This window comes from Nonomuraea sp. NPDC050786 (assembly GCF_040654115.1).
In the GTDB taxonomy this organism is placed as follows: domain Bacteria; phylum Actinomycetota; class Actinomycetes; order Streptosporangiales; family Streptosporangiaceae; genus Nonomuraea.
Genome location: NZ_JBFAHJ010000002.1, coordinates 503,619 through 523,883, shown reverse-complemented (window position 1 = coordinate 523,883; position 20,265 = coordinate 503,619). Strand labels below are relative to the sequence as shown.

General features: G+C 72.6%; 15 protein-coding genes. 8 read left to right on the top strand and 7 right to left on the bottom strand.

All coding sequences use genetic code 11. The annotated features are described in order from the left end of the window. Nucleotides 1–9: 9 nt before the first annotated feature. A complete protein-coding gene (locus AB0H84_RS06805; RefSeq protein ID WP_357599202.1) occupies nucleotides 10–555 on the bottom strand; it encodes an EF-hand domain-containing protein in 546 nt (181 codons plus the stop codon). 153 nt (nucleotides 556–708) lie between these two features. Here AB0H84_RS06805 and glnA point away from each other — a divergent pair, with 153 nt between their 5' ends. Beyond that, a complete protein-coding gene (gene glnA / locus AB0H84_RS06800; RefSeq protein ID WP_357599199.1) occupies nucleotides 709–2,070 on the top strand; it encodes a type I glutamate--ammonia ligase in 1,362 nt (453 codons plus the stop codon). Here the strand turns inward: glnA and AB0H84_RS06795 are convergent. Next, nucleotides 2,052–2,633, bottom strand: a complete 582-nt coding sequence (locus AB0H84_RS06795) for an AAA family ATPase (protein WP_357599196.1) — start codon at nucleotides 2,631–2,633, stop codon at nucleotides 2,052–2,054. The two genes, glnA and AB0H84_RS06795, sit on opposite strands and share 19 nt — an antisense overlap. A 452-nt stretch (nucleotides 2,634–3,085) precedes the next feature. Here AB0H84_RS06795 and AB0H84_RS06790 point away from each other — a divergent pair, with 452 nt between their 5' ends. Further along, the gene (locus AB0H84_RS06790) at nucleotides 3,086–3,799 is read left to right on the top strand and encodes a hotdog fold domain-containing protein (protein ID WP_357599193.1); all 714 of its coding nucleotides are present in this window, start codon (nucleotides 3,086–3,088) and stop codon (nucleotides 3,797–3,799) included. A 70-nt stretch (nucleotides 3,800–3,869) separates the two neighbouring features. Here AB0H84_RS06790 and AB0H84_RS06785 read toward each other — a convergent pair whose 3' ends face one another. Beyond that, nucleotides 3,870–9,845: a DNRLRE domain-containing protein gene (locus AB0H84_RS06785; protein ID WP_357599191.1), complete on the bottom strand. Its 5,976-nt coding sequence runs from the start codon at nucleotides 9,843–9,845 to the stop codon at nucleotides 3,870–3,872. 171 nt (nucleotides 9,846–10,016) lie between these two features. Continuing rightward, complete coding sequence (locus AB0H84_RS06780; protein WP_357599188.1) at nucleotides 10,017–10,877, bottom strand: alpha/beta hydrolase; 861 nt, start codon at nucleotides 10,875–10,877, stop codon at nucleotides 10,017–10,019. An 85-nt stretch (nucleotides 10,878–10,962) separates the two neighbouring features. Between AB0H84_RS06780 and AB0H84_RS06775 the strand changes: the two genes are divergently transcribed. Further along, on the top strand, nucleotides 10,963–11,646 hold the full coding sequence (locus AB0H84_RS06775; RefSeq protein WP_357599185.1) for a type 1 glutamine amidotransferase: 684 nt from the start codon (nucleotides 10,963–10,965) through the stop codon (nucleotides 11,644–11,646). On the opposite strand, the gene AB0H84_RS06770 is transcribed toward AB0H84_RS06775, so the two are convergent. Beyond that, a complete protein-coding gene (locus AB0H84_RS06770; RefSeq protein ID WP_357599182.1) occupies nucleotides 11,624–12,259 on the bottom strand; it encodes an HXXEE domain-containing protein in 636 nt (211 codons plus the stop codon). The genes AB0H84_RS06775 and AB0H84_RS06770 overlap by 23 nt on opposite strands. Before the next feature lie 78 nt (nucleotides 12,260–12,337). Between AB0H84_RS06770 and AB0H84_RS06765 the strand changes: the two genes are divergently transcribed. From AB0H84_RS06765 to AB0H84_RS06755, 3 genes are read left to right on the top strand one after another with little or no spacing between them, the layout of a single operon-like run. Continuing rightward, on the top strand, nucleotides 12,338–15,322 hold the full coding sequence (locus AB0H84_RS06765) for a bifunctional [glutamine synthetase] adenylyltransferase/[glutamine synthetase]-adenylyl-L-tyrosine phosphorylase (RefSeq protein WP_357599180.1): 2,985 nt from the start codon (nucleotides 12,338–12,340) through the stop codon (nucleotides 15,320–15,322). Nucleotides 15,323–15,353: 31 nt separating this feature from the next. Continuing rightward, nucleotides 15,354–16,388: a hypothetical protein gene (locus AB0H84_RS06760; protein ID WP_357599177.1), complete on the top strand. Its 1,035-nt coding sequence runs from the start codon at nucleotides 15,354–15,356 to the stop codon at nucleotides 16,386–16,388. Between the two features lie 37 nt (nucleotides 16,389–16,425). After that, nucleotides 16,426–16,950: a GNAT family N-acetyltransferase gene (locus AB0H84_RS06755; protein WP_357599174.1), complete on the top strand. Its 525-nt coding sequence runs from the start codon at nucleotides 16,426–16,428 to the stop codon at nucleotides 16,948–16,950. On the opposite strand, the gene AB0H84_RS06750 is transcribed toward AB0H84_RS06755, so the two are convergent. Next, nucleotides 16,947–17,825 carry a LysR family transcriptional regulator gene (locus AB0H84_RS06750; protein ID WP_357599171.1) on the bottom strand — a complete coding sequence of 293 codons (879 nt, stop codon included), beginning with the start codon at nucleotides 17,823–17,825 and terminating at the stop codon, nucleotides 16,947–16,949. The genes AB0H84_RS06755 and AB0H84_RS06750 overlap by 4 nt on opposite strands. Before the next feature lie 84 nt (nucleotides 17,826–17,909). Between AB0H84_RS06750 and AB0H84_RS06745 the strand changes: the two genes are divergently transcribed. Beyond that, nucleotides 17,910–19,184 carry an MFS transporter gene (locus tag AB0H84_RS06745; protein ID WP_357599168.1) on the top strand — a complete coding sequence of 425 codons (1,275 nt, stop codon included), beginning with the start codon at nucleotides 17,910–17,912 and terminating at the stop codon, nucleotides 19,182–19,184. A gap of 30 nt (nucleotides 19,185–19,214) precedes the next feature. Then, nucleotides 19,215–19,907, top strand: coding sequence for a phenylalanine--tRNA ligase beta subunit-related protein (locus tag AB0H84_RS06740; protein WP_357599166.1), 693 nt, complete (start codon nucleotides 19,215–19,217; stop codon nucleotides 19,905–19,907). Here AB0H84_RS06740 and AB0H84_RS06735 read toward each other — a convergent pair. After that, nucleotides 19,904–20,233: a hypothetical protein gene (locus AB0H84_RS06735; protein WP_357599163.1), complete on the bottom strand. Its 330-nt coding sequence runs from the start codon at nucleotides 20,231–20,233 to the stop codon at nucleotides 19,904–19,906. The two genes, AB0H84_RS06740 and AB0H84_RS06735, sit on opposite strands and share 4 nt — an antisense overlap. Nucleotides 20,234–20,265 lie beyond the last annotated feature (32 nt).

The window sequence follows — 20,265 nt, the reverse complement described above, 5'->3', positions numbered from 1 at the left end:
CAGTGCTCTTCACAGGGGGCCGAAAAGCCAGTTGCCCGCGGCGTTCGGGTCGTCGCTGCGGTAGTAGTCGGAGGCGGCCAGGACCAGCTCCTCCACGGTGAGCACGCCCCTGCCCGTCCGGTCGAGCCGGTCGAACGCCTCGTCCACGTCGTCGTAGGCGACGCCGAACGCGCTCAGCATCGTGCGGAACTCGCCGGGGCCGATCTCGCCGTCCCGGTCGCCGTCGCACAGGTCCGCCACCGCCACCGTGGCCGGCCTGAACACCGCGTCATACCGGTCGCCCATGACGAACGCCGCAATCATCCCGGTACGGAAGTCCAGCCGCGAGATGCTGAAGTCGGGGTCGCGCTCGAGCGTCTGCGACAGCGTGGCCCAGATCCCGCCGAAGCTGTCGACCAGGCTGGCCCCGGTGATCGAGGTGGGGGACTCCCCGAAGCCCACCAGGATGCGGGCGCCGAGCCCCAGCAGGTCCTCACGCTCCACGACGCCGTTGCCGCTCGCGTCGATGTGGTCGAATGCCCGATCCAGCTTGTGATTGAGCAGGTCGATGGCCATCAATGCCTCCCCCGAGACTGACTGCGTGATCACATTAAGTGGGGGCGGGGGGCTTTGTCAGCGAGGCTCGCACCGGCGCCCCCCGTAACGTGTGTGAAACACGGACACGGCATGCTGGTACATAGACCCGTACTGTCAGATAGAGGGGACGCTGTGGACCGCCAGCAGGAGTTCGTGCTCCGCACGCTCGAGGAACGCGACATCCGGTTCATCCGGCTCTGGTTCACTGACGTGCTCGGTTTCCTCAAATCAGTGGCGATCGCCCCGGCCGAGCTGGAGGGCGCGTTCGCCGAAGGCATAGGGTTCGACGGCTCGGCCATCGAGGGCTTCGCCCGCGTCTACGAGTCCGACATGCTCGCCAAGCCCGACCCGTCCACGTTCCAGATCCTGCCCTGGCGCAGCGAGACGCCGGGCGCGGCGCGCATCTTCTGCGACATCCTCATGCCGGACGGCTCGCCGTCGCACGCCGACCCGCGCTGGGTGCTCAAGCGCACCCTCGCCAAGTGCGCCGACATGGGCTTCACGTTCTACACCCACCCGGAGATCGAGTTCTTCCTGCTGAAGAGCCGTCCCGAGCCGGGCCAGCGGCCCGAGCCGATCGACTCCGGCGGCTACTTCGACCACACGCCGCACAGCTCCGGCCATGACTTCCGCCGTCAGGCGATCATGATGCTGGAGTCGATGGGCATCTCCGTCGAGTTCAGCCACCACGAGGGCGCGCCCGGGCAGCAGGAGATCGACCTGCGCTACGCCGACGCGCTCACCACGGCCGACAACATCATGACCTTCCGCCTGGTCATGAAGGAGGTCGCGCTGGAGCAGGGCATCTGGGCCTCGTTCATGCCCAAGCCGTTCACCGAGCACCCGGGCTCCGGCATGCACACGCACATGTCGCTGTTCGAGGGCGACAGGAACGCCTTCTACGAGGCCGGAGCCGACTACCAGCTCTCCAAGGTCGGCCGGTCGTTCATCGCCGGGCTGCTCAGGCACGCCGCCGAGATCACCGCCATCACCAACCAGTGGGTCAACTCCTACAAGCGCCTCTGGGGCGGGGCCGAGGCCATCGCGGGCCAGGGCGGCGAGGCGCCCTCCTACGTGTGCTGGGGCCACAACAACCGCTCCGCCCTGGTCAGGGTGCCGATGTACAAGCCGCACAAGGGCGGCTCGACGCGCATCGAGTTCAGGTCGCTCGACTCGGCGTGCAACCCGTACCTCGCCTTCGCGCTGATCCTGGCGGCCGGGCTGAAGGGCATCGAGGAGGGCTACGAGCTGCCCGCCGCGGCCGAGGACAACGTCTGGACGCTGACCAGCGCCGAGCGGCGCGCGCTCGGCATCCAGCCGCTGCCGGGCTCGCTCAACGACGCGATCGAGGTCATGGAGCGCAGCGAGCTGGTGGCCGAGACGCTGGGCGAGCACGTCTTCGACTTCTTCCTGCGCAACAAGCGGGCCGAGTGGCGCGAATACCGGCGCCACGTCACCGAGTTCGAGCTGGGCCGCTACCTGCCGGTGCTCTGAGCGCTCCGCTCGTCGAACACGATCTCCTGCAGCACATCCGCCCCCGCCCGGTCCATGATGTAGGCGCCGGAGGCGGGGGCGGGATCGCCGCCCTGCACCCTGGTCAGCAGGCTCTCCCAGCTGCGCTGATGGCGGGCGAACGTCCTGGGCGCCACCACCCGGCCCCTGGTGCGCTGCCCCGCCAGCGCCACCTCCGGCGGCGCGTCCAGCAGGAGCAGGTGGAAGCCCGCCCGGTGCCTGCGGGCCAGCCAGGCGAAGCCGCGCAGCACGTACGGGCCGCAGCCCCGGTTGTGCGCGATGACCGAGTGGCCCCGGGTCAACGCCCGGCGGATGCGGCTCAGGTGGGTGACGAAGACCACGGCGCGGCGCACGGGCTGCGGGGCCCAGGCGAGCCGCCCGTACCAGTGCCGCTTGGACTGGAACGAGTCGATCACCGCGACCGTGCCTATGGTGACGGGCAGGCTCTCCGTGCCGTGCAGGCCGTACAGGCGGCGCAGCAGGGTGGTCTTGCCCGCGCCCGGAAGGCCCGTCAGGATCACCAGGGATCCGGACGGATACCGCAACCTCGCACCCTGCACAGGTTCACCCGCTCTCTCTCATGCTGCCGTGTCCTCCAGCCTTACCGAGCGCGGCCGGAACCGCGCAGCTCATCCGGGCCTCGGTGGGCGGCCGTATCCGCGTATTGGTCGCGGGGCGGGGGTAAGCCGGGATAAGGTAGCCCCAACGCCTTGATCGGCCTCACTCCAGGTGCAAGTCCGGAGTGAGGCCGATTTTCGTTGCTTCTGACCCCCGAGTCACATCCTGGCGATGTGCGGCGCCTAGCGTCTCGAGACACCTGGTGACAGGCCGGTCGGGACAGGTGGGAAGTTTCGGACCCCTTCGAGGCGTTATGCGTGGTGCCGATCAACCCCAGGGCCCCCGAGATCTGGCGAAACCGGGAGTCCAGTAAAATCGGCCTGCTTATTTTGATGTTTCCGGACTTCTCGCCACATGTGGCGATATTGGAGGTTGTGGCATGACGACGGCTGCCCTGCAGACCGTGTTGACCGTTCCGCAGCGTTTCCGGGGCCCCGCGGGAGTCGCCAACGGCGGCTGGATAGCGGGCACCATGGCGGAGGCGCTGAACGGTGGTCGATCAGCCGTCGAGGTCACGCTGCACGCGCCCACGCCGCTGGAGACCGAGCTGCGTCTCGAGCACGTCGCCAACTCCGTGTCCCTCTCGGACGGCGACCGGCTGCTGGTCGAGGCCATCCCCGTGGCCGAGGACCTGGAGGGCCCCGGGTTCGTGCCGTTCAACGACGCCGCGCGCGCCGAGGCCGGGTTCGTGGGCCTGAAGGCGCACCCGTTCGCCGAGTGCTTCGCCTGCGGCCTGCGCGAGCCGGGTGACGGCCTGCGCATCTTCCCCGGCCCGGTGGAGGGCACGGACCTGGTGGCGGCCGGCTGGCGGGTGCCGTTCACGGTGACGGGCGAGGACGGGGTGCCCGCGTCGATCGTGGGCGCGGTGCTCGACTGCATCACCGGCTGGGCCCACTTCGGCCCCGGCGAGTCCGCGCTGCTCGGCCGGCTCGCGGTGCAGATCCACCGCCCGGTCTACCCCGGCGGCCGCTACTCCGTGGTGGCCCGCCCGACCGGCCGCGACGGGCGCAAGATGTACGGCCAGAGCGCCATCTACGAGGTGGACGGCACGCTCGTCGCCGCCGCCCGCGCCACCTGGATCGCTCCACGCTGACCTACGACGCGAAACGGCCCCTGAGCAGCTGACAAGCAGCTCAGGGGCCGTTCTCATTCACTCATGCGCGTCACCACCGGTGTGTGCGGCGCCACCAGTGGCGCCACCGCCAGCTGCCGCGGCCGATGCCGTACAGCGCACCGGACAGGCCGCCGATCGCGCTGTTCTGCCAGTACGCGTTGGCACACCCTCTCAAGGTGCGCTTGCGGAGACAGCCGTAGGTGCCGAAGGCCACGCCGACGATGAAGGAGCCCCGGCTGACCCAGCGCCGGCCGCTGCTCGCCCACCGGTGGACGAAGCCGCCCCAGCCCCGGCCGGTGTTCCAGCCGTACCGGAAGGCCCGGTAGTGGACCTTGGCCCGCCGCCAGACGTGCCTGGCCTTGTGGCGGAGCTTGCGGCACCAGCCGCAGCCCCACTTGCCGTCCAGGTCGGTGCAGTTGACCGGGTCGCCCGAGCAGTACTCGTAAGCGTTGGCGCTGCCGCCCGGAACCGGGTCCAGCTGCAGGAACCGGCCCAGCGACGGGTTGTAGAGCCGCACGCCCATGAGCATCGTGCCGTCCAGGGTGTCGGCGGCGCGCTGCTTGCCGCCGAGCCAGCCGTACCTGCGGGCCGGGCCGCGCGCCACCCCGTACTCGTCGGCGTCCACGACGGTGGCGGTCGCGGTGCCGAGCGTGTACTCGGTGCCGACGTCGCCGTGCAGCGTGGTCAGTTGCAGGCGGATGTCACCGCTCGCGCCGGTGATGGCCGCCAGGTCGCCGTCGAAGCCGGAGACGTTCCTGAGCACCTTGCCGCCGGGCTCAGTGCTCCAGCGCGGCGAGTCGCCGTCGGAGCCGTAGTGGTTCACGACGGTGCCCGCCGCGGTGGCGGTGGACCTGAACCGGTCGGCCGGGTCCAGCGCCCAGGTCATCGTCTGGCCGCCCACGGTCTGCCGGCGGGCCAGGTCGTTGACGTGGTAGTCGAACGTCGTCCCGCCCGGCAGGGCGGTCGTACGGCCGAGCGCGTCGTAGCGGTAGCCGTCGCCCACCAGCCGGTCGCCGGAGTCGTAGGCGTAGGAGGTGATCGCCGCCGCGGCGTCGTCGGCCTCCGGGCACGTGTCCGGCTGGGACTGGGTGGCCAGGCGGGTCCGGTTGGAGTTGTCGTCGAACGCGTAGCGGCGCAGCGTGCACACGCCGGCCGCCGACTCCCTGGCCGAGGTCAGGCGGCCGGCCTTGTCGTAGCCGTAGGCCCGCTCGTACCCGGCGTCGCCGCGCGCGTCCACGGCCCACTGGCCGTGCACCGACTCGATCACCTGCTCGCTCAGCACGGGCTGGTCCAGCCCGTCCTTGGTGTAGACGCGCGAGACGTCCGATCCGGTCTCGTCCTCGGTCACGCTCACGTGCAGGCCCTCGGGCAGGTCGCCGGAGGCGAACTCCCCGTCGGCGTCGTAACGCGCGGTGAACGTGCCCGCCACCGAGTCCGTCATCGTCACCGCCAGGCCACGCGGCTCGGCCGCGATGTCATAGCCGTAGGTGACGCTGGACGGCACGGAGTCCGACACCTTGGTGGTCCGGTCGAGCAGGTCGTACTCGGTCCTGGTCACCCCGCCGTCGGCGTCGGTGTACGACATCCGCCGGCCGAGCCGGTCGTAGGCCATGACGACCCGCTCGGTGACGTTGCCCGCGGCGTCCAGGCGCTGCTGCTCGGCCACCTCGCCCGAGTCGGGCGCGTACACCGTGGCCACGGCGCCCAGCGCCTCGCCCGTGCCGCCGGTGACCCACTGGCGGATCTGCCGTCCCGCCGGGTCGTAGGCGGTGTTGGTGACGCGGGTGACGCCGTTGGCGGTCTCGGAGACCGTCAGCGGGTTGCCGTAGCGGTCGTAGGTGGTGATGGCGGTGGGCAGTTCGTCGGGGTTGTCGCCGCCTCCGGTGATCTTCCCGGCGGGCGCCGTCCGGCACACCAGTCCCGCCCACGCCGGCTTGCCGCCGCACGGCGCGCTGCCGGAGGCGGTGTAGTACGTGGTGATCGTGGTGGCCGCGTCGTTGCCCTTGGGCAGCACGGTCTTGACGAGGTTGCCGTCGCCGTCGTACGACGTGGCCGTCACCAGGTTCAGCCCGCCGGGGTCCTTGACGGTCTTGAGCGGCTTGCCGAGCGCCCAGTCGTACTCGGTGGCGGTCGCCCGCGTGTCCTTGTCCTCGCCGCTGAGCAGGCGTGCGCTCACCTCGGTCCTGGTCACCAGGTCCTTGGTGGGCGCGTCGCCGGGACGCCCCTGGTCGTAGGTGCTGACGGTGTGCTCCCTGGCCACCGCGTCCTCGCCGCCCACCGACACGACGTGCAGCGGGCCGAGGGTCTCCAGCTCCCGGGTGCCGTCGTCGTTGTACGTCGAACGCTTGGACAGCAGCTCAGCCCGTTCGGCCGTGGGCAGCCCGGAGATGCCGAGCTCGGCCAGGCGCGGCGAGGTGCCGAGCGCCAGCTCGCGGTTGCCCGCCGACAGCTCGCGCACGACGTTGCCGAACTTGTCGTGCTCGGTGGCCGACAGGTGACCGCCCGGCGTGAGCTGGTTGACCTGCCGCCCGTTGGCGTCGAGGTAGGTGACGGTGGCCCTGGTCCAGGAGCGGCCGTCGGGGATCTGGTCGCCGGGGAAGACGGCGGTGGCGTCGGTGGGGTTGTCGTGCTGCCCCCACGCCGCGGTGTGCTGCGGCAGCAGGTCGGCCGGTCCACCGGCGGCCTTGGTCAGCGGCACGTTGTAGACGATGGAGGTGCGGTTCTCGCCCTCCACCTGGTCGGCCGTGCCCGGCTTGAGCGCCTGCCGGACCGCGCTGGTCAGCCTGCCGTCGGCGTCGTAGGCGAACGTCCACGGGAGCTGTCCCGGCGGCGTGAGCGAGGTGAGGCGGCCGCCGGTGTCGTAGCCGTACGCCGTCTTGAGCGCCGGTGAGACGCGCGGGTCCCACGACTGGGCCAGGCGGCCGGCGCTGTCGTAGGCGTACTGCGCGACGGCCACGGGGGTGCCGGAGTCGTGGAACAGCACCTGCTTGACCCGGCCCGCGTAGTCGCCGCCGCCGGTCTGCGTGGCATAGACGAGCTCCAGCACGCGGCAGCCGGGCTTGGGCGAGGGCAGCGCGCAGTCCGCGCCCGTGTCGGACACCGCGCTGGTGGGCGCGATGACCGCCTTGAGCCGCTGGGCGCCGCTCGCGGCCTCGTAGACGTAGCGGGTGATGTTGTTCGCGCCGGGCGGGGTCGTCGTGGCCGGCAGGTACGCCGTCGCGCCCGCGGGCTTGGCGAACGTGGTGACCACGCCGTCGGCGTCCTTGAGCGTGTAGGAGCCGGTGAGCGTCAGGTCCTCGGCGCCCTCCTCCGGCTTCCAGCCGCCGCTCGTCTTGGTGAACTGGATGGGCGTCCCGTCCACCAGCGTGACCTCGACCGAACTGGCGGAGGTCTCGCGCAGCGCCGCGTACTCGGAGTCGGCGACGTCCGACACGCCGCCGGCCGACCATTGGGGGCCGAACGGAGAGGCCTGGGAAGCGATCCTGGTGCCGGCCTTGGGGTCGCGCGAGGAGATCGTCCTCGACAGCGCCAGGCCGAAGAGCTCGGCCTCGCTCTCCTCCACCCGGAAGTCGCCGGTCAGCAGGTTGACGTTGCCCGGACCCACGTTCTGCGTCTCGGCCCCCGACGCCTGCCGGTCCGCGACCACGTCGGCGGCCGGCGTGCTCGCCGAGTCCGAGGCGTTGGCGAACACGGCGCGGACCTGGACGGCGCCGTCGCCGCCGAGCTGGTCGACCAGGTTCCAGGTCAGTCCCGACACCGTCGCGGTGCCGTCGGCCACCTTCGCCGCGACCGGCCAGGCCGTCAGCGGCTTGCCGTCGGCGCCGAGCACCTGGGCGACGGGGATGTCGGCCCAGCCGTCGGTCGACGCGCGCCGCCACTGGAAGGTCACCCGGTCGTACTCGCCGCGCCCGGTCGCCGCCAGTTCGGCGCGGCGGGCCGTACGCGTGCCGTCGGCCGGCGCGGACAGCGCGCCCGCCCCGACGTTGAAGCGGTACGTCACCGCCTCCGAGGCGTTGCCCGCCCGGTCCAGCGCGTACGCCGTCAGCGTGTGCGGCCCCGCGGCCTGCGGGGTCACCGAGAACGTGACGGCCGCGCCGCTCGTGGCCGCCGTGGCCGTGTCACCGTCGTCGAGCCGGTAGGCGATCTTGACGACGTCGGAGTCGGCCGGCGTTGCGGTGAACGAGGCCGGCTCGCCGGCGTCGCCGTGCCATCCGGAGTCCGGGTGGGAGCCGCTGGTCAGCTTGGGCAGGGGCGGCGGCGTGGTGTCGACGGTGAACTGCCGCGACAGCGACTGCTTGGAGTCCAGCGAGCCGTCGTTGGTCCAGGCCTTGAGCGTGTAGGTGCGGCCGTTGACCAGCTTGCCGGCCGGCATCGCGGCATTCGAGAAGCCGCCGGAGGCCACGTAACCGCCGTACAGGCCGGTGACGACCGCGGTGCTGCCGTCGTAGACCTCGAACTTGCCGCGCACGTTGCCGCCGTCGGCGTCGCCGACGTGGGCGTACAGCCGCGGCGTCACCGAGTTGGTGGCGAGGACGCCGTTCACCTCGCTGTTCGGGCTGGTCCAGACGGACACCGGCGTGGTCGGGTAGGAGTTGTACGTCACCGCGATGTACGGCGGGTGCGAGGCCGCGTTGCCGGAGTTGAACCGCTTCCATCCGTACTTGTCGGACTCGTCCGAGGCGCGCAGCCCCATGCCGGACTTGGCCCAGCCCTTGTCCGCCCAGTACTGGGCCAGCGACGTGACGTTGGCGGTGACCCAGCCGTCGGCGCAGGCGGAGCCGTAGCCCTTGGTCTGGCTGGAGGTGGCGTACCTGGCCGCCATGGCGGGGCCCGGGTAGCGGCTGGAGGTGGAGGCCTGGTCGGCGGACCACACCTCCCAGTCCTTGGCCGTGCACGACCAGGAGTGGAAGTTCCACAGGTTGAGCGTGGCGGAGAGGATCTTCCGCCCGGCCAGGCCGGAGGTGTTCCAGGTGATGAACGACTTGGCGATCTGCCCGCTGCCGTTGTTGCCGAGCTTGAGCTCTTCGGAGGCGGAATTGTCGGTGTTGTAGCCCTGCTGGACGAACGTGTCGAACGTCCCGCCCACGTTGAGCGACGGGTCGACGGTGACCGGGTAGGCGGTGGCGGGGTCGTTCAGGAAGGCCGGGTCGGGCGTGAGCACGAGGTCCTTGCCCGACACCTCCATCTTCACCGGCGCGCGATGGGTGTGCTCGCCGGAGGACTGGTCCACCCGCGCGTCCCACATCACGGGGGCGGGCACGGTCGCGGCGACCTTGCCGCCCTTGCCCACCAGTTCGACGCCGCCGTCCTTGGCCTGGCGGGCCTTGAGCCCGGGGGCGTCCAGCCGGAGCCGGTAGGACAGCGGGGCGGCGGGCCGCTGCTTGAGCAGCAGGAACTGCTCGGCGCCCGTCCTGGTCGCGGTGACCGACAGGTCGGCGCCGGGCAGCACGCTGGGGTAGGTGACGGTCTGGCCCGACACCTGCGGCGACGGGAGCGCGCCCGGCCAGCGCAGGGTCACGCGGGAGTCCCCGGCGGCCACGCTGATCAGGTCGGTCCCGGCGGCCGCGGCCTGCCTGGCGCCGCTCGCGGGCCCGCCGATGCGCAGCCCCCGGCCGTGCGCCGTGGGCGTCACCGTGCCGTCGCCGGCCGCCGTGAGCGCGAGATCGACGGGCTTCCACCCGGCGCCGTCGCGCACCCTGACCGGCCCGGCGAACATCTCCTCGGTGAGGGAGCCGTCGGGATTGGCGTAGGTGGAGGAGGTCTCGGTACGGGCCGATTCGATCTCGACCCGCTTGCCCGTGAGCCGGGCGGTGAGCCTGGCCGAGCTCTCGTCGGGCGCGCTGGGCCCGGCCGGAGCGGTGGAGGGGTCGGGCGGGGCGGCCGCCGGTGCAGGCTGGGGTGAGGGGGTGTCTGCGTACGCGGGGGGGATGTCCGCGACGGTTACGGCCAGTGTCACGGACAGCACGGCCGCGATGGCCCGGTCCGCCGGGGTCGTCCGGCGGACGCGGGCGCGGTTTAATGCCACTCTTCGATCTCCGATTCGCGCGCCTCTGGCAGAGGGTTGACCATCGTTGCGGCGTGATCGTAAAAGGCATGATCAACAGGCGGAAGAGGTGGCGGAGATCGTTAATCCACCCGTCGGTTCGCGTACATGTTCGGTAACGGGGCGGGGAGCCGCCGCGACCGGTAGTGACGATCAGGCCGGAGCGGTGAGGCGGTTGACGACGGCCGACGCGCAGCGGTCGTCGAACAGGATCGTGTAGTGGTTGCAGTCCGGGATCACCTCGTCCCGCAGTCCCGGCAGGCGGGCGGCCCAGGGCAGGGCCAGATCGTCGGGGAGGAAGCCGGCGTTCTGGTCGAGCAGTCCGCGGGGCGCCCTGAGCAGGGTGAGCGGTGCCCGGACGGATCCGAGGGCGGCCGCGATGGCCTCCGGCTCCAGCCGCAGCCACCGCCCGTCCTGCAGCACCGCCTTCTCCACCGCCCGTGAGCGCAGCGCTCCCTCGGGGCCCGTCAGGTCGTAGCGGACGTACGCCTCCACGTCGGCGTTCCAGTGCCCGGCGAAGGCCGGATGCGCCTTGAAGAAGTCGACGTACGCGTCGGCGGTGGGGAACGTCTGGCGCAGCCGGGCGATCGCCGGTCCGAGCGTGGCCTCCATGACCTGGTCGACATCCGCGTCCTCGGGCAGCGGCGGCAGCGGGAGGCCGCCGTCCACCAGCACCACCCGGGCGAAGTCCCGTTCGGCGGCGGCCAGGGCGGCTACGTACGCGCCCATCGAGTGCCCGGTCAGCACCGCGTCCGGACCCGCCCCGACGTGGTCGGCGACGCGCAGGACGTCCTCGGCGTGCCTCGGGAGCCCGTACGGGCCGGGCAGCGAGGCGCTGTGCCCGCGACCGCGCAGGTCCATCGCGACCAGGCGCCATCCCTCCGGCAGCCGCCGCCCCACCGCGCCCCACGCCATGAGCGAGGCCGTGATCCCGTGGACCGCGATGATCGTGCGCGGTCCCGTTCCGAACGTCGCGATGCGCTGACCGGCGACGTCGTCGAACTCGAATCCCATAGTCGGAGCTTAGGGACAAACGTCCCGCCACGATATGCATGGCCCTCAGGTGATCGCCGCCCGCGTGGCGGATAAATTCCCTCATATGCGTATCACCGTGATCGAGCACGAGGCCGAGGCGGGCCTCGGGTACCTCGGCGAATGGCTGGGGCCGGCCTGCGACGTCGTACGGCCGTACCTGGGTGAGGAGATTCCCGCGCGCCCGGCGGACGGGCTGATCGTGCTCGGCGGGGCGGCGGCGGCCTGGGAGGACGAGCGGAGCCCCTGGCAGCCCGCCACCCGCGACCTGCTGCGCCGGGCCGTCGACGAGAGCACGCCCACGCTGGCCATCTGCCTGGGGGCGCAGCTGCTCACCCTGGCCTGCGGCGGCACGGTCGAACGGGGCGCGAACGGGCTCGAGGTGGGCGCCCGCGAGGTGGTCGCGCTGCCCGCGGCGGCGGACGACCGGCTGCTGGCGGGGATCGGCACGGCCGTGGCCGTCCAGTATCACCAGGACGCCATGACCCGGCTGCCCGACGGTGCCGTGCCGCTCATGACCGGGGCTCAGTATCCGAACCAGGCGTACCGGCTCGGCGCCGCCGCGTGGGCGATCCAGTTCCATCCCGAGGCCACGCCGGAGATCTTCACCTCCTGGACCTCCGGGTCCGGCCTGGACGCGGCCGAGGAGCTGAACGCCGAGGTCAAGGCCGCCGAGAGCGCGCTCGTCGCCACCTGGCGGCCGGTGGCGGAGGCGTTCGCCGAGGTCATCAGAACCAGCGGTCGCGCCTGAACCCCGGCCTCCGGAGCGCCGGGCGCGCCGGGGGCTGGGTGTCCGTCCCGTTCGCACGGGGCTGGGTGTCCGTCCCGTTCGCACGGGGCTGGGTGTCCGTCCCGTGCGCACGGGGCCGGGTGTCCGTCCCGTGCGCACGGGGCCGGGTGAGCGCGCGGGCCAGGACGTGGACGCCACCCACGACCAGCGGGAACGCCGCCACCCCCGTCCAGCCGGACGCCCCCGCCCGCACCGGCACCCCCTCGGCTCGCAGCCGCCGCCACGCCCACACCGAGAACGGGATGACCACCACGGGCGCGGTCACCACCCCGGGCGTGTACCTCCGCGCCACCGCCGCCTGCGCCAGGTGCGCCACCCCATGAGCGCCGAACCCCAGCAGCGCGGCCTGGAAGACCGGGGCCCGCCCGCCCGTACGCGCTCCCAGCGCCGAGGCCCCCGCCATCACCCCGCCCATGAGCCCGATGGCCACGCTCACGTGCCGCTGCGACACCTCCGGTACCCAGGGCCACCGCTCCCGGGCCTTGCGCGCCCAGCCCGCCATGGTCGCCAGCTCCTCGGCGTCGTGCACCGCCCACGCCGCCAGCAGCCCCCACGTGACGGTTGAGGGAACCATGGACATCACCTCCCAGAGAAACGCAACGCAACGTTGCGTTCCCTATGGTACGCCGGAACGGGCTGCCAAGATGGAGGGGTGCCCAGGATCGAATCCACCGCCGCGAGGCTCGCCAAGCTCGGGTTCGCCGATGGCGCCAGGGCCGCCCAGCTCGTCCGTCAGGCGGGAGTCGACGTGGACGATCTCCTGGAGTTCCTGGTGGACGTGGCCGACCCGGACCAGGCGCTGGTCTCGCTGACCCGGCTGGCCGAGCGCGAGCCCGCCGTGCTCGACACCGTCCGCGGCGACGAGCACCTGCGTGCGCGCCTGCTGGCCGTGCTCGGCGTCAGCGCCGCCCTCGGCGAGCACCTCGTGCGCCACCCCGCCCAGGTCGCGCTCCTCGCCGAGCCACACCTGGGCGACCCGCGGACCGAGTTGCTGAGGGCGGTCGGCGCCGACCCGGGGGAGGCGCCCGACGGCGGGAGCGCCGCAGACGGCGGGAGCGCCGCAGACGGCGGGAGCGCGGGGGCCGCCGCCGCCACCGCCACCGCCACCGACCCGCTGAACGCGCTCCGCGTGGCCTACCGCGGCAGGCTGATGCATCTAGCCGCGCGCGACCTCACGGGGCAGGCCACGCCGGCGGAGGTCATGGCCGAGCTGTCCGACCTCGCGGGCGCCGCGCTGGAGGCCGCGCTCGCCATCGCGCGGGCCGAGATCGACGACAGCGAGGTACGCCTGGCGGTCATCGGCATGGGCAAGTGCGGCGCCAGGGAGCTCAACTACATCAGCGACGTGGACGTGATCTTCGTGGCCGAGCCGCGGGAGGGGGCCGACGAGACCAAGGCGCTGCGTACGGCGACCCGGCTGGCCCAGGCCATGATGCGGGCCTGCGCCGACACCACGTCCGAGGGCTCGCTGTGGGAGGTGGACGCGGGCCTGCGGCCCGAGGGCAGGTCGGGCCCGCTGGTGCGCACGCTCGGCAGCCATCTGGCCTACTACCGGCGCTGGGCCAAGACGTGGGAGTTCCAGGCGCTGCTCAAGGCCCGCCCGGTCGCGGGCGACATGGAGCTGGGCGCCGCCTACGTGGAGGCGGTCAACGACCTGGTGTGGTCGGCGGCCACCCGCGAGCACTTCGTCGAGGACGTGCAGGCCATGCGCCGGCGGGTCGAGGCGCACGTGCGCGCCGAAGGGGACCGCCAGCTGAAGCTGGGGCCGGGCGGGCTGCGCGACATCGAGTTCGCGGTGCAGCTGCTCCAGCTCGTCCACGGCAGGCTCGACCCCCTGCTGCGCCGCAGGGCCACCCTGCCCGCGCTGGCCGCGCTCTCCAGGGGCGGCTACGTCGGCCGTGACGACTCGCGCGGGCTCGCGGAGGCGTACTCGTTCCTGCGCCAGGTGGAGCACCTGCTGCAGCTGCACCGGCTGCGGCGCACTCACATCGTGCCCACCGACGAGGCCGACCTGCGCAGGCTCGGCCGGGCGCTCGGGATGCAGCCCGATCCGGTGGGAGAGTTCACGGCGCGGTGGCGGCGGCATGCCAGGGAGGCGCGGCGGCTGCACGAGAAGCTGTTCTACCGGCCGCTGCTGCAGGCCGTGTCGCGGCTGCAGGAGTCGGAGGCGCGGCTGTCGGCCACGGCGGCGCAGGCCAGGCTGGAGGCGCTCGGCTACGTCGATCCCGCCGGCGCGCTGCGCCACATCACCGCCCTCGCCGCCGGCGTGTCCAGGCGGGCCGCGATCCAGCGCACGCTGCTGCCCGTGATGCTCGGCTGGTTCGCCGACACGCCCGACCCCGACGGGGCGCTGCTCGGGTTCCGGCAGGTGAGCGACAAGCTGGGCAGCACGCCGTGGTATTTGCGGCTGCTGCGCGACGAGACGGCGGTGGCGTCCAGGATGGCGCGCGTGCTCGGCGCCGGCCGCTACGCGACCGGCCTGATCCTGCACGCGCCCGAGGCGGTCGCGATGCTGGGCTCGGACAAGGAGCTCGCCGTGCGCTCCAGGGAGTCGCTGCTGGGCGAGGCCGCCGCGGCAGTCAGCAGGCACGCGGGCGACCCCGAGAGCGCCGTGGCCTCCGTGCGGGCGCTGCGCAGGAAAGAGCTGTTCCGTACGGCCGTGGCCGACATCTTCGGGCTCATCGACATCGAGACGGTCGGGGGCGCCCTGTCGGCCCTGACCGACGTGACCCTGCAGGCCGCGCTCGACGCCGCCCTGGCCAAGGTCCCGGACGTCACGAGGTTCGCCGTCATCGCCATGGGCCGGCTCGGCGGCATGGAGTGCTCCTACGCCAGCGACGCCGACGTCATGTTCGTCCACTCGCCGCTGCCCGGGGTGGCGGAGCGCGAGGCCACGGACGCGGCGTTCGCCGTGGCCAACGAGGTACGCCGGCTGCTGTCGCTGCCCGCCCCCGACCCGCCGCTGACCGTCGACCTCGATCTGCGTCCCGAGGGGCGGCAGGGCCCGCTGGTGCGGACGCTGGCCTCCTACCGCGCCTACTACGCGCGCTGGTCGTCGCCGTGGGAGTCGCAGGCGCTGCTGCGGGCCAGGTTCTCGGCGGGCGACCGGGAGCTGGGGGAGCGGTTCACCTCGATGATCGACGAGCTGCGTTACCCGCAGGGCGGGCTGCACGACGACGCGGTCAGGGAGATCAGGCGGCTCAAGGCCCGCATGGAGGCCGAGCGCCTGCCGCGCGGCGCCGACCCGGCCCTGCACACCAAGCTGGGACCGGGCGGGCTGTCCGACGTGGAGTGGGTGGCCCAGCTGCTGCAGCTCCGTTACGCGGGCACGCTGCCGTCGCTGCGCACCACCCGCACGCTCGAGGCCCTGCGCGCGGCCGTGGGGGAGGGCCTGCTCGCGCCCGCCGACGAGGCCGTGCTCGCCGAGGCGTGGCGCTTCGCCTCCCGCATCCGCGACGCGATCATGCTGGTGAAGGGGCGCGCCGGCGACAGCGTCCCGCGCGACTCGGGGGAGCGCAAGCTGATCGCCCAGACGCTCGGCTACCCGCCGGACGGCTCGGAGGACTTCCTGGACGACTACCGCCGCGTGACGCGCCGCGCACGCCAGGTGGTGGACCGAGTCTTCTACGGGGCTTGATCGAGCCTTCCAACGGGTGTATCAAGGCGCGGTGTTATCCGTTTACGTGGATCTGGCCCTCGGCCTGGTGGTGTCGTTCCTGCTGCTGTCGCTGCTGGTGAGCGGCCTGAACGAGGCGTTCGTGCGGCTGCTCGCCATCCGCAGCAAGTTCCTGTGGGCCTACCTCAGGGACACCATGGACGGCTCCGACAAGCAGGGCAGGTCATGGTTGCCGGCCAAGGTGCGTGACGTCTTCGCGGCGCTGCCCTTCGCCCGCGACCCGCGTCCCAAGCACAGCGACCAGCCCGCGCCCGCCGAGCCGGGCGTGGTGCCGGCGCAGGAGAGCACGGCCGAGGACGTCATGGTCAACCTGCTCTACGAGCGCGTCCAGGAGATCGACCACCCGAAGAGCGGCCGGACCAGCATCGCGAACATCCCGCCGGGACGCTTCGCGGTGGCGCTGATGGAGCTGGCCGCGGTCGAGCCGGACGGCGTCGAGGGGCTCCTGGCGAAGCTCAAGGAGATGCGCAGCCCCCTGTACGGCCACCTCAAGGGTGTGTGGGAGACGGCGCAGCGCGACCTCGACCGGTTCAGGCAGGGCGTGGAGACCTGGTTCGACGGGGAGATGCAGCGGCTCTCCATGCTCTACAAGCGCTACGTCAAGTGGGTCGTCGCCGTGCTCGGCCTGCTCGTGACGCTGGTGTTCAGCATGGACGGGCTGGAGTACGCCAAGACGCTGCTGCGCGACAACGCCTTCAGGGCCTCGGTGACGGCCGTCGCCGAGTCGGGGCCGGAGGCGTACAACGAGCTCAAGGCGCGCTGCACGGGCGGCGACCCGATGCCGTGCGTCACCGAGACGCTCAGCGAGCCCGCGCTGGTCAAGATGCTCGGCCAGGCGCTGGTCAGCGTGTCGATCCCGGAGCAGGGCGACCCGTCCGTCCGGTGGAACGGCGCCCTGTGGTGGGACCGGGTCACCACGCCGAGCCACTGGCCCGGCTTCCTGCTGACGTACGTGGCGCTGCTGTTCGGGGCGCCGTTCTGGTGGGACGTGCTCCGGCGCGTCACCGGCATCAAGTCCCGGCGGTGAGTCCCCGAATGGCCGGTCCCGCATTATCGTGGCTCGGATGCGGACAACCCAGCGATTGATCATGCGCAGGTGGCGCGACGAGGACCGGGAGCCCTTCGCCGCCATGAACGCCGATCCCGAGGTGATGGAGCACTTCCCGGCCCTGCTCACCCGCGCGGAGAGCGACCACTTCGTTGACCGGATCGAGGAGGAGTTCGACCGGCACGGCTACGGGCTGTGGGCCCTTGAGGTGCGCGAGAGCGGGTCGTTCATCGGCTTCACCGGCCTGATCTGGCAGACGTTCGACCAGCCGTTCCTGCCCGCGTGGGAGGTGGGGTGGCGGCTGGCGCGCCCGGCCTGGGGGCACGGGTACGCCACCGAGGCGGCCAGGGAGGCCGTCAGGTACGCGTTCGACGAGGCCGGGCTGGACGAGATCATCTCCATGACGGCCAAGCGGAACACCCGCTCCCAGGCCGTGATGAAGCGCCTCGGGATGACCCGTCTGGCCGACTTCAACCACACGCGGCTGGCCCCGGACAGCCCCCTCTACCCGCACGTGGTCTACCACCTCAAGCGTCCCTAGGCGCTCATGGCGTAGAGGACGTCGCGCAGGGCGGCCTCGCGGCCGCGTAGCCAGACCAGCCGCAGCGCCAGCGTCGGCGCGTCGAAGTCGAGCTCCACCAGCGCGCCCGAGGCCAGGTCGGGCTCCAGCGCGAAGTCCGGCAGCAGCGCGCTGCCGAGCCCCTGCCTGGCCCACTCGCGAGCGGTCGCGATGCCGGTCAGCTCCCTGCGCGGCACCTCCGGGCCGAACGCCCGGTCGGCCGCCAGCCGGATCGAGCAGCCGGTGGTGCTGACCAGCAGCGGCTCCCGGTCGCCGTCCGGCGCGGCGACCAGTGCCAGCCTGACCTCGCCCACGTCCAGGAAGTCCAGGTCGGGTGCCGGCGCGGCCCCGGCCCCGGGGCCGGCGGCGTCCGCAGCCGGGTCCGAGGGCACGGTGAAGCCGAGCCCGCCGACCCACATGCCCATGTCCAGCAGCAGGACAGCGTCGAGCTTGCCGCTCGTCACCCCGGCCAGCAGCGGCCCCCGGGTCAGGGTACGCACGTCCACGTCGAGGTCGGGGCAGCGTTCCGACAGGCGGCGGATCACGGCGGGCAGCCGGGCCGCGGCCAGCATCTCCAGCGCGCCGATCCGTACCCGGCGGCGCTGCCCGGTGACGGCGCGGCGGACCTCGTCGGCGTGGTCGAGCAGCTCCTGCGCCCGCGCCAGCAGCGTGGCGCCCGGCTCGGTCAGGCGCATCCCCTGGCGCGTGCGCTCGAACAGGGTCACCCCGAGGCTCTGCTCGAGCCGGCGCACCTGCTCGGACACGGACGCGGGGGCGAGGCCGAGGTTGTTCGCCGCTTCGGTGACGGTGCCCGCCCCGGCCACCGCGACGAAACCCCGCAACTGGCGCAAGTCCATAGAAAGCAGCATACGGTTTTTCCGAACGCCCCCTCAGTCCACGCCTGTTGAGCGCGGGTGCGGCGGTTCAGCACGCTGAGGGGCATGATGTTCGGATTCTCCCTCGCTTACTTCCTCGTGATCCTCGACACGACCGTGCTGACGATCGCGCTGCCCGACCTGCGGGCCGACCTGGGCGGTTCGCTGGCCGGGCAGCAGTGGGCGGTGAACGCGTACACGGTCGCCTTCGCCGCCGCGCTGCTCACCGGGGGAGCGGTGGCCGACCGGTACGGCGCGGCCCGGATCTTCAAGGCCGGCGTGGCGGCGTTCGGCGTGATCTCGCTGCTGAGTGCGGCGGCGCCGCACCTGGGCGTGCTGGTCGCGCTGCGTGCCCTGCTCGGCCTGGCCGGGGCGCTCTGCACGGGCGGCTCGCTGGGCCTGCTGCCCCAGCTCTTCCCCGACCCGGCCGCCCGCGCCCGCGCCACCGGCCTGTGGGCCGCCATCACCGGCACCGCGCTCGCCGCCGGCCCGCTGCTCGGCGGCCTCCTCGTGGACCTGTCGGGCTGGCGCGCCGTGTTCCTGATCAACCCACCCATCGCGCTGATCAGCCTGCTGATCATGCGCCGGGTCCGCTCGCCGCGCGGCCACCGCCTGATCGACTGGCGGGTGCAGGTCCTGGCCTGCGCGTTCCTGGGCCTGGTGGCGGAGGCGCTGATCGACGCCTCGATGGTGGCGGGCATCCTGGCGGTGCTCGCTCTGGCGGCGGTGGTGCTCGCGGAGCGCCGCAGCAAGGCGCCGGCGCTGCCGGGCGGCCTGCTCGCCGCCACCTGGCCCGAGCTGCTGGCGGGCACGGTGGCCAACTTCGCCTTCGCGGGCGCCCTGTTCGTCCTCACCCTTCTCCTGCAGGACACCCGCCACCTGGCCCCGCTGGCCGCCGGGCTGGCCTTCCTCCCGCTGACCCTGCCCATGACCGTGAACCCGCTCCTCACCGGCCGCCTGGTGGCCCGCTACGGCCCCCGCCCACCGATCCTGGGCGGCCTCGCCCTGCTCGCGGCCGGCCTGACGGGGCTCGCCCTGACGGACGCGGCGGCGCCGTGGCTGGTGGTGATGGGGTTCGGGCTGTCGTTCGTGCTGCCCGCGCTGATGGCGGGCATGGTGAACAGCGCGCCACCGGGCACGGCCGGCACGGCGGGCGGCGTCCTGAACGCCTTCCGTCAGGTCGGCGCCACCCTCGGCGTGGCGATCATGGGCGTCGTGAGCCACCCCCTGCCGACGGCGGCCGTCCTGACCGCGCTGACCTGCGCCTGCTACGGCCTGGCCGCCCGCCGCGCCCGCACCGCCGCTCCGCCCGCCTCCCCGGGCCCGATGCGGGTATCGTGATCGGCCTGTGCTCAGGACAATGAGGTGACCGTGCGGTTCCAGCATTCGAGTGACATCTGGCGTGACTTCCCCGAGCTCGTCCCCGGGGTGCTCGTCGCGACGGGCATCACGGCGGACGTCTCCGTGGACGACCGGGTCGCCCGGTTCGCCGAGCTCGCCGCCAAGCGGCTCGCGACCTCCTCGGAGGGCGAGCTGCCGGAGATCCAGGCGTGGCGGCGGACGTTCTCGAAGATGGGCCTCAAGCCGACTCAGTACCGCTGCGCGTCGGAGTCGTTGCTGCGGCGCTTCAGGAAGGAGGGCGCGCTGCCGCGCCTGCATCCGCTGATCGACCTCTGCAACGCGGTCTCCATCGCGTACGCCGTCCCGGTGGCGGTGTTCGACCTCTCCAAGATCTCGCAGTACGTGGAGGTCAGGTACGCGGCGGGCGACGAGACATACCTGACCTTCTCCGGCGAGACGGAGCACCCGCCGCCCGGTGAGGTCGTCTTCGCCGACGCGGAGGGCAGGGCGCACGCCCGCCGCTGGACCAACCGCCAGAGCGGCCACTCGGCCGTCCGCGACACGACCACCGACGTCCTGATTGTCGCGGAGGCGCTGCACGACACGGCCGGCGCGGACGTCGAACGCCTGACGGCCACCGTCGCGGACGAGCTGGCCGCCGTCTGGGCCGGCGCCGCGAAGACAGCGATCCTGACCCCGTCCGCTCCCCGTTTCGAGTTCTAGCCGCTTCGTCCTTCGGACGGTTTCCTCATGGCCCACCGGACCAGGCCGGCGGCGCGTCGCCGGCGGGTCCCGCGGGCCATCTGCCTGTGCAGCACGTCCAGCTCACGTGCCTGCCGCTCCAGTTCGCTCTCCATGCGGGCCATGGCGCCCTCGTACGTCTCCCGGGCCCGCTTGTAGGCGTCGGCTTCGACCTGGTGCAGCGCGGTGCGCTCGGCGGTCTCGGCGTTCCTGCCGGCGCTCCTGGCGGTGGCGACGGCGGCGACGACGGCCGCGGCGATGCTGGCCAGCGCGCCGATGACGGCGACTGTCACCGCAGTGAGATCCATCGGGACCTCCGGTGACGAAGGTGGGTCAGGCC